Source organism: Plantactinospora sp. GCM10030261, from assembly GCF_042666615.1.
GTDB lineage: Bacteria > Actinomycetota > Actinomycetes > Mycobacteriales > Micromonosporaceae > KBS50.
The window spans coordinates 294,723-303,607 of the sequence record NZ_JBHTDD010000003.1 but is presented as its reverse complement, the minus strand read 5'-3'; the positions used below and the strand labels follow the sequence as shown (position 1 = coordinate 303,607).

8 protein-coding genes are annotated in these 8,885 nt (G+C 72.3%); 3 read left to right on the top strand and 5 right to left on the bottom strand.

Annotated features, from left to right (window positions below; all coding sequences use genetic code 11):
• Window positions 1–24: 24 nt before the first annotated feature.
• The gene (locus ACFQUZ_RS06495; protein ID WP_377438816.1) at window positions 25–837 is read right to left on the bottom strand and encodes a hypothetical protein; all 813 of its coding nucleotides are present in this window, start codon (window positions 835–837) and stop codon (window positions 25–27) included.
• A gap of 158 nt (window positions 838–995) precedes the next feature.
• Between ACFQUZ_RS06495 and ACFQUZ_RS06490 the strand changes: the two genes are divergently transcribed.
• The gene (locus ACFQUZ_RS06490) at window positions 996–1,514 is read left to right on the top strand and encodes a SigE family RNA polymerase sigma factor (protein WP_377438814.1); all 519 of its coding nucleotides are present in this window, start codon (window positions 996–998) and stop codon (window positions 1,512–1,514) included.
• Entirely contained in the window at window positions 1,511–2,884 is a 1,374-nt protein-coding gene (locus tag ACFQUZ_RS06485; protein WP_377438812.1) for a hypothetical protein, read from the top strand. The genes ACFQUZ_RS06490 and ACFQUZ_RS06485 overlap by 4 nt, the downstream gene beginning before the upstream one ends.
• A gap of 16 nt (window positions 2,885–2,900) precedes the next feature.
• Here ACFQUZ_RS06485 and ACFQUZ_RS06480 read toward each other — a convergent pair whose 3' ends face one another.
• The 4 genes from ACFQUZ_RS06480 to ACFQUZ_RS06465 form a co-directional block, all read right to left on the bottom strand.
• Window positions 2,901–4,496 (bottom strand): multicopper oxidase family protein, encoded by a 1,596-nt coding sequence (locus ACFQUZ_RS06480; RefSeq protein ID WP_377438811.1) that lies wholly within the window; start codon window positions 4,494–4,496, stop codon window positions 2,901–2,903.
• 135 nt (window positions 4,497–4,631) lie between these two features.
• Window positions 4,632–5,420: a phosphohydrolase gene (locus ACFQUZ_RS06475; protein ID WP_377438809.1), complete on the bottom strand. Its 789-nt coding sequence runs from the start codon at window positions 5,418–5,420 to the stop codon at window positions 4,632–4,634.
• A 3-nt stretch (window positions 5,421–5,423) separates the two neighbouring features.
• Entirely contained in the window at window positions 5,424–5,840 is a 417-nt protein-coding gene (locus ACFQUZ_RS06470) for a hypothetical protein (protein ID WP_377438806.1), read from the bottom strand.
• Window positions 5,827–6,261: an uL11 family ribosomal protein gene (locus ACFQUZ_RS06465; protein WP_377438804.1), complete on the bottom strand. Its 435-nt coding sequence runs from the start codon at window positions 6,259–6,261 to the stop codon at window positions 5,827–5,829. The genes ACFQUZ_RS06470 and ACFQUZ_RS06465 overlap by 14 nt, the downstream gene beginning before the upstream one ends.
• A gap of 402 nt (window positions 6,262–6,663) precedes the next feature.
• Here ACFQUZ_RS06465 and fusA point away from each other — a divergent pair, with 402 nt between their 5' ends.
• Window positions 6,664–8,832 (top strand): elongation factor G, encoded by a 2,169-nt coding sequence (fusA, locus tag ACFQUZ_RS06460; protein WP_377438802.1) that lies wholly within the window; start codon window positions 6,664–6,666, stop codon window positions 8,830–8,832.
• Window positions 8,833–8,885: the final 53 nt, after the last annotated feature.

The following is an 8,885-nucleotide window of genomic DNA, read 5'->3' as shown; positions in this document are numbered from 1 at the left end:
GGGCGGGGGGTGGGGAGGGTGGGGTCAGTAGGGCTCGGGGATGTTCAGGGGGAGGCAGCGCTGGGTGCCGGCGGTGGGTTGGTAGCAGGCGGACGCCTGGAGGTTGTAACGGTGGTCGAACCGGGAGAAGTTCGCCGAGCCGCCGTTGACGCAGGTGCTGCCGCTGGTCACCGTGCTGCCGGTGACGCTGGCGCTGGCACAGCCGAGGGTGGTCGCCGTCTTCGTCACCGTGTTCAGCGACGAACGCTGATCGAACGACTGGTGCGAGCCGTAACCGACCAGCCGCACCCCCGGCCGGGTCACCGCGAACTGGAACGACGTGGCGGTGTAGTACGACCAACTGGCGCCGGTGCCAACCGTACGCAGCTCGGAATCCGAGGCCGAGCTGGGGATGTAGAGATAGAAGCCCTTGTCGTAGTCGCTGGTACCCGAGATCATCCGGTACACGATCACCAGCAGACCGGCGTTGTAGGCCGCGTTGACGTACGTCTGGGAGGTGCCGCTCCCGCAGGTGGTCCGGTCCACCGTGTAGCCGATGCCGTACGCGTAGATGAGCACCCGGGCACAGCGACCGTCCGCCGCGGTGTCCTCGATGGTGCCGAGGGTGCTACCGGACCCGGAGTAGTCGGTGGCGTACCCGGTCAGCCGGACGCCGGGCAGCGTTCCGGCGTACTGGAAGGCGTTGGGGTGATAGTAGTCCCAGGAGCCGGACCAGCCGGAGCCGGACGGCAGCGCCTGGGCGGCCGAGGCCGGCACCAGGACGGCGAGCAGGGCGGTGACCAGGGCCGCGGCCAGCGTCGCGCTGGTCCGCCGCCATCGACGGGACATCATCCTCATGGGGTCTCCGATCTCGCGACGCGCGGCACCCATGCCGCGCGGGCACCGTCAGGGTGCTCCCGCGAACCACCGGCCTCAGTCCCGAAATCGACACCGTCAACATTCGGCCCCAACCATCGCCAGGCAAGACGCGGTTTCCTCTGTCGAAGGGGGTGCGCATGACCGAACAGGCCGACGGGACCGGGACGTTCCACGACTTCGTGGTGCACCGGTCGGCCGCACTGTCCCGGACGGCGTACCTGCTCACCGGCGACCACCATCTCGCCGAGGACCTGCTACAGAGTGCGCTGGCCCGGACGTACCGGCACTGGCGCCGGATCCGGGCCGGCGACCCTGCGGCGTATGTCCGGCGGGTCATGTACCACCAGCACATCTCCTGGTGGCGGCGACGACGGTTGGCCGAGCGGCTCCAGCCGGAGCCGGTGGACCGGGCCGGCGAGGACAGCAGCGAGGCGATCGCCCTGCGGCTGAGCGTCACCGCGGCACTCCGCCAGCTCACCCCGCGCCAGCGCGCCGTCGTGGTACTGCGGTTCTACGAGGACCTGACCGAGGCGCAGGTCGCCGAGGTTCTGGGCTGCTCGGTGGGGACGGTGAAGCGGCACGGCCACGACGCGTTGTCCCGGCTGCGGACGGTCGCCCCCGGCCTGGTGGAACGGACGCAGAGGAGTATCCGATGACCGAACGTCTCCGCGAGGTCCTCCGGCGAACCGCCGAGGACGTGCCCACCTACCCGGTGTACGAGCGTGCGCTGGCCACCGCGCGACGGACGAGGCGCCGGTTGACGGCGGCCAGCCTCGCGGCGGTGGCCGGTCTCGCGCTACTCGGAACGACGCTTCCCGCGATCCGGCCGGCGTCGATTGATCCGGCCGCCGCGTCGGAGGCGGCCCTGCCCGACCGGATCGGCCCGCCGGCCCTGGGCTCGCTGCACGCCACCGACCGCCCCCGACTCGGGCCGGCATCGGTCATCTTCAGCGGTACGCATCCTCGCCTGCGCTTCCTCAGCTTGCTTGACAACGCGGACTTCGGGGTGGTCGGCGCCACAAGCGACCGCTACCGCCTGTCGGGCGCCAACGTTCCCGAACCGGTCGCCGGCGAAGGGGTGATCCTGTCCCCGGACGGCCGCTGGATCGCGAGCCCCGGCCACGGCGAGGGAATCGAACTCGTCGACCTGGACACCGGCCGCACCCGGGCGCTGGACAGCGGGGTCGCCGGCAGCGTCGGTGCCTCTCCCCTCGGCTGGGCTCCCGACGGCGCCCGGCTCGTGGTGCTTGCCACGGTGCCGGTCGACGCGGCCCGCAGCGGCTTCCGTGACGCGCTCAGCCTGGTGTCACCGGACGGCGGCCAACCCGTACGGCTGGCCGTGGACGTCCCGTCGCGGGCTCTTGACATCTCGGCGGCCTTCGCGCCGGACGGTGGCCGGCTCGCCGTCCAGGTTGGGGAAACGGTCACTATCACCGATGTCGACGGCGCCCGGCTCGCCTCGTTCCGGCTGCCGGCCGAAACCGCCCTCGCCGGCAAGGGGGCCTGGACGGCGGACGGGTCGGCGTTGACGGCCGTGTCGCGGCGGCCCGGCACCACCACCTGGGGCCTGCGCCGGATCGACCCGGCAGCCGGCCGGGACCAGGGACCGCTTCCATTGCCCGAGGTGTCCGACGTGACTACCATCCGGTTGCTCGGCTGGCGGCCGGATGGCGCGGCGGTCGTGGTCGCCTACCAGCCCGAGCCGGCCAGTGGGGAGCGGTTCGACGCGCCAATGGCCATGGACGACCGCACCTGGTACGGCAACGTGCGTACCGTCCGGGTGGTGGCGCTGGCGTCGGGGGCCGCCGCGCCGGCCACCCTACTGACCGCTCCGGAGCAGGTCCAGGCCATCGACGTGGCGGACGCCGTGATCCGCGGAGGTCGGGTCCGGGTGGCCGATCCGCCGAGCGGCGTCGGCGGCCGGTTCTGGTGGTGGGTCGGCGTCGGGTCCCTTGTCGCGTCCCTCGTGCTGGCACGGAGGATGCGGGAGGACCACTGGATCCGTCGGGCGCGCGGCAGCCGGTGATCCGGCTCGGCCCGCGTCAGACCACGTCCAGGTTGCCCATCATCACCATGTCCTCGTGCTCCAGGTTGTGGCAGTGGAAGACGTACCGTCCGGTGTGGCCGGTGAATCGGGCGGCCACCTCGACCACCTCGCCCCGGCGCAGGTCGACGGTGTCCTTCCAGCCGGCGTCCGACGCCCTGGGCGCCCGCCCCTGACGCCGGAGCACCTGGAAGTGGGCCAGGTGCAGGTGCACCGGGTGGTGCACGTCGGAAGTCAGCTTCCAGATCTCGGTGGAGCCGAGCCGAGCGGTGGCGTCCGCCCGGTCGGGGTCGAACGGCTTACCGTTGATGGTCCAGATCTGTTGCCGGTTCGCCACCCCCTGGGAGAACAGGAAGCTGCGGGTGCCGGCCGCCGACGATCCGTCGATCGGTTCCACCTCGGCCAGCTTCGCGGGCACCGTGCTGGCGTCGGTCTCCCGGCGGGTGACCCGGAACCGCATGATCCGGCCGGTCGGGCCGTCGTCGAGGCCGTTGGCCAGCGTCACCTCGGTCCCGATCGGGTACGTCGAGAAGTCGATGACGACGTCGAACCGTTCGGCCTGGGCGATCTCGATCTCCTGGTGGCCGATCGGCGCGCCGAGCAGACCGAGGTCGCTGCCGACCTGGACGAAGGACGGGCCCTCGCCGGGCGCCGGGTCGAGGCGCAGCTTGTACCGCCGGGCGTTGGAGGCGTTGAGCACCCGGAACCGGTACCGGGTGTTGCTCACCTCGAGGTACGGCCACGGCGCCCCGTTGACCAGGATCGTGTCACCGAGCACACCGTTCATGTACGTGCCGGTGACGCCCGGCTCGCCGGCCAGCGACGGGTCGACCGCCGGATAACGCAGCGAACCGTCCTCGTTGAAGGAGCGGTCACAGATCATCAGCGGGATGTCCTTGTCGCCCTTCGGCAGCGGCAGGTCGTCCTCGATGTCGTCGTGCAGCAGGTGGAAACCGGCCAGACCCCGCCACACCTGCGGGCCGGTGAAGTCCATCCGATGATCGTGGTACCACAGGGTCGCGGCCGGCTGGTCCAGCGGATAGACGTAGTCCTTGGTGCCCTGGCTCACCCGGCCGACGTGTCCGGCCTGGCCGCCGCCGTGCCCGGAGTGGCCGGTGCCGCCCGACCAGCCGCCGGTCGGCAGCAGGTAGTCGATCGGGTAGCCGTCGTGTTCGGCGGGGTTCCGGCCGCCGTGCAGGTGGACCACGACCGGGACGGGTAGCTCGTTGCGGTGCCGCACCACCGTCCGCCGGCCGCTGCGGCTGGCGATGGTGGGTCCGGGGAACGTGCCGTTGTAACCCCAGATCTCGGTACGGTGCCCGGGGATGATCTCCACGGTCGCCCGCCGTTGGGTGATGTCGTAGTAGTCGGTGGTGCCGTCCGTGCGGGTCGGCTTGAGCACGGCCGGCACCGGCAGCGGTACGCCGAACGGGTCGGGCAGTTTCAGGTCGCTCTTGAGCAGGGCCCCGGTGCTGGAGCCGGCCAGGTCACCGATGTTGCCAAGGTTTCCGGGGAGGCTGTCGCAGGCGGCGAGCGGGCCGGCGAGCGCGGCTCCGCCGGCGACTCGCAGCAGGTCCCGGCGGGTCAGGCGCATCACGGACTCCTTGGCGGGGGGAACCGGAAATCACCTGAGACGTTACCGCTCTACATGTAGAGCGGCTACTTATGTGGCGCGGCTAACGCCCGCCGGGGACCGCGTTCGGGCGGACGCCGTCGGGGGTCGCGGTGGCTAACGTCCGCCGAGGACCGCGTCGAACCGCTCCTCGGCGAGGTCGAGCTGCTCGAAGATGTGCCGCTTCACCGGCTCGGCGAGCGGCGTGTCCGGCCGGGCGATCAGCTCCCGGAGCACCGGCACCAGCGGCCGGTACTTGGCGGCCAACGTCGGCACCTTCGGCCCCACCGTGTGGATGAGGCCGACCCCGTTGTCGGTGAAGTCGGAGATCTTGATGACCCGGGCCCACGGTTCCCGGTCGAGGCTCGCGGCGACGTGCTCCCGGTACTGCGCGTGCCGGTCGCGGTCCGGGTCGTACTCCGGATTGGTGACCGCGGCGACCAGCCGGGCGACCCGCGCACCGAACCGGTCGGCCAGCACCGCCAGCGCCGCGGCCCCGACCGAGACCGCGCCACCGCCGGAAGCCGCGCCACCGCCGGAAGCCGGGCGGCCACCCGAGGCCGCGCCACCGCCCGACACCGGTCCGCCCAGCGCGGCCAGCTCTGCGGGATGGTCCTCCACCGCGTCGTGCAGCAGACCGGCCACGATCACGTCGACGTTCCGGACCTCGTAGTGGTGCATCATTCGGATCGCCACCCGCAGCAGGTGGTTCAGGTACGGCTCACGAACCCGCCGATCCTCGGCGTGCAACTCGGCCGCGAGGTCCAGCGCGGCGGTCAACCGCCGGCGGTCCGCCTCGTCGAATGATCCGATCTCCAACCGGAACCGTTCCAGCAGTCCCGGCTCGCCGTGGATCTCGGTGATCGCGTGCATCGGCATGCTGGCCAGGTGCGCGGGAATTTCCACCCGTCACTTATAGCCCATCCGGCTCCTTTCGGTGGGCCGCCCGGGAGCGTGCCCGACACAGGTCCGGCGGCTCGCGCCATTCGTCCGGTCGATGAACGGGACGCCGCACCGCGCGCACCGCTTGATCCGCCCCCACCCCCCGGCGGCGACCAGCACCGCCACGGCGGTCGTGGCGGCGGCGTGCGGATCGCTGCCAGCCACCGCCACCCGCCACCGACCGTCCCGGCCGGTCAGTTGCGGAACCGCACCGGTGCTCCGCAGCGCCTGGTTGAGTAGCCGGGACGCGCTCCGCTCGTCCGGCAGCCGGGCACACAGTTCGGTCAACGTCTCGGACAGCACGGTCTCGGCCAGCAGCAGCCCGGGGTCGAGCATCCGGTACGGCGGCACGACCCCGCGCCACAGGTCGCTACTCGTCGGCAATGAGCACGCCCATCGACCGGGCGGTGCCGGCGACCTGCTTCATCGCTGCCGTCACGTCGTCGGTGTTCAGGTCCGGCAGCTTGCGCAGTGCCACCTCGCGCAGCTGCGCCTGGGACATCTTGGCCACCGACTGGCTGCCCGGCGCGCCGGCCCCCTTCGCCAGACCCAGCACCCGACGGATCAGGTACGCCGTCGGCGGCGTCCGGTATTCCAGCGCGTACGTCCGGTCCTCGAAGACCGTGACGACGACCGGCACGATCTCGCCCCGGTTCGCGGCGGTCGCCTGGTCGTAGTCGAGCTTGACCTGCCGCATGTTGATGCCGGTGGGGCCGAGCATCTTGCCGACATCGACCATCGCGGCGTTGCCCGCCTCGAGTTCCAGCTTGATCCGGCGGGTCACTTTCTTCTTCGCGGTTGCCATGGCGGTGACGCTAGGAACTGCCGTAACGGGAGGGTCAAGCGCGCGTGGCGCGGCCCGCATGGAAAGGCCACGGCCCGCACGGAAGGCCACGGCCCGCGCGAAAGCCGCGGCCCGCGCGGAAATCGGGTAGGCCCGACGGTCGGTCTTCCCCTATTCTCGATACCGGTTCGAGAGCGTCGGCGAACGTGCCGACGCCGTTGCGCCGTCATCGGGGAGGGGAGCCGGCCGTGTCGTACCGCACCGCTGTGGTTATCCCCTCGTCCCGGTACGAGGTGATTCTGGTGTCTGGGTCGGCACCGGTGCCAGCCGCGCGCCTGGCACTGGTCGACCGCGACGGTTCCTGACCGGTCCGTCGCGGTAATCGCGCCGTCCACCGTCGCGACATCCGAAGGGCCATCGACCGTGCGTACCGACCGTCATCGTTCCCTGTCCGCCCTGACCGGCGTCCGCAACCTGGGCATCCTCGCCCACGTCGACGCGGGCAAGACCACCGTCACCGAACGGATCCTGTACGCCACCGGCACCACCTACAAGCGGGGCGAGGTGCACAACGGGGACACCGTCACCGACTTCGACTCGCAGGAGCGGGACCGGGGCATCACCATCTTCGCCGCCGCGGTGAGCTGCACCTGGCGGGATCACCGGATCAACCTGATCGACACGCCGGGCCACGTCGACTTCTCCGCCGAGGTGGACCGCTCGCTGCGGGTGCTCGACGGTGCCGTCGTCGTGTTCGACGGGGTGGCCGGCGTCGAGCCGCAGACCGAGTCGGTGTGGCGGCAGGCCGACCGGTACGGCGTACCGCGGATCGCGTTCGTCAACAAGCTGGACCGGGCCGGTGCCGACCTGGCTGCCGCGGTGGCCGCCATCCGGGAGCGGCTGGGGGTGGTGCCGCTTGTGGTGCAGGTGCCGATCGGCCGGGAGGACGGGTTCACCGGGGTCGTCGACCTGGTCCGGCAGCGGTCGCTGGTGTGGGTCGACGGCCGGGAGACCTTCGCCGAGGAGCCGGTGCCGGACGACCTGCGGCACGATGTCGACCGGTGTCGCCGGCAACTCGACGAGGCGGTGGCCGAGCTGCACCCGGCCGCGTTGGAGGAGTACTGCGCGTCCGGGACGGTCGGCACTCCGACGCTTGTCGCCGCGCTGCGGGACATCACCCGTACCGGTGCCGGCGTGGTCGTGCTGTGCGGCTCGGCGTACCGGAACCGGGGCGTCGAACCGCTACTGGACGCGGTGGTCGACTACCTGCCGTCGCCGCTGGACGTGCCGCCGGTGCGCGGCGTGGCCGACGGCCGCCCGACCAACGGCGTGGCCGACGGCCGCCCGACCGATGGCGGGGTCGACGGCCGGACCGACGGCGTGGTCCGGGCGGCCGACCCGGCCGCGCCGTTCGCGGCACTGGTGTTCAAGGTGACCTCGACCGCCTCCGGGCGGCTGACCGCGTTGCGGGTGTATTCGGGAACCGTCGAGAAGGGAGCCGTCGTGCTGGACACGGCAACCGGGCGCACCGAGCGGATCAGCCGCGTCCTGCGGTTGCGGGCCGACCAGCACGACGAGGTGGACCGGGCGGTGGCCGGGGACATCGTCGCGGTGATCGGGCCCAAGGGCAGTCGGGCCGGCTCCACCCTGTGCGATCCCGGCGCACCGCTGGTGCTCGAACCACCGGCCACGGCGGACCCGGTGGTGTCGGTGGCGGTCGAGGCCCGCCGGGGCATCGACACCGACAAGCTGGCGACGGCGCTGTCCCGGCTGGTGGAGGAGGATCCGTCGCTGGCGGTCCGGACCGATCCGGAAACCGGGCAGACGGTGCTGTCCGGCATGGGCGAGCTGCATCTGGAGGTGGCGGTGGAGAAGGTCCGGCGGGACCATCGGCTCGCCATCGCCGTCGGCCGACCGAGGGTGGCCTACCGGGAAACGCTGGTGCGTGGGGTGTCCGGGTTCACCTACCGGCACGTCAAGCAGGACGGCGGCGCCGGGCAGTACGCGCACGTCGTCCTCGACGTGGCGCCGGTGGCGGACCGGAGCGGCGGCGCGACCACCGCCGAGGCTACCGGCGGCGGCGACGTCGGCGGCGCGGACCTCGTGTTCGCGTCCACCGTGGTCGGCGGCCGGGTGCCGGCGGAGTACGCGCGCGCGGTGGCGGCCGGCTGCCGGGACGCCCTCGCCGAGGGCCCGCTGGGCGGCCATCCGGTGGTCGGGGTCCGGGTGACGCTCACCGACGGCGCCACCCACGTCAAGGACTCCTCGGAGCTGGCGTTCCGCACTGCCGGCCGGCTGGCGCTGCGGGCGGCGTTGGCGGCCAGCGAGATGGTGCTGCTCGAACCGGTCGTCGAGGTGACCGTGACGGCGCCGGAGGACAGCGTCGGCGCGGTGCTCGGCGACGTGGCCGCCCGGCGCGGCCGGGTGACCGGGTCGACCACCCGGGCCGGCACGGTGGTGGTCACGGCCACCGTCCCGCTGGCCGAGCTGTTCGGCTACGCGACCCGGCTGCGCAGCCGGACGCAGGGTCGGGGCGGCTTCACCACCCGCCCGGCCGGGTACGCCCCGGCTCCGGGGGTGCCGGCCCGGTGACACCGGGCCGGTCCCGGTGACCGGGACCGGCATTGCCCGGTGACCGGGACCGG

Coding starts and splice junctions, on each gene's coding strand:
- ACFQUZ_RS06495 (WP_377438816.1), bottom strand. CDS start 837: ATGAGGATGATGTCCCGTCGATGGCGGCGGACCAGCGCGACGCTGGCC.
- ACFQUZ_RS06490 (WP_377438814.1), top strand. CDS start 996: ATGACCGAACAGGCCGACGGGACCGGGACGTTCCACGACTTCGTGGTG.
- ACFQUZ_RS06485 (WP_377438812.1), top strand. CDS start 1,511: ATGACCGAACGTCTCCGCGAGGTCCTCCGGCGAACCGCCGAGGACGTG.
- ACFQUZ_RS06480 (WP_377438811.1), bottom strand. CDS start 4,496: ATGCGCCTGACCCGCCGGGACCTGCTGCGAGTCGCCGGCGGAGCCGCG.
- ACFQUZ_RS06465 (WP_377438804.1), bottom strand. CDS start 6,261: ATGGCAACCGCGAAGAAGAAAGTGACCCGCCGGATCAAGCTGGAACTC.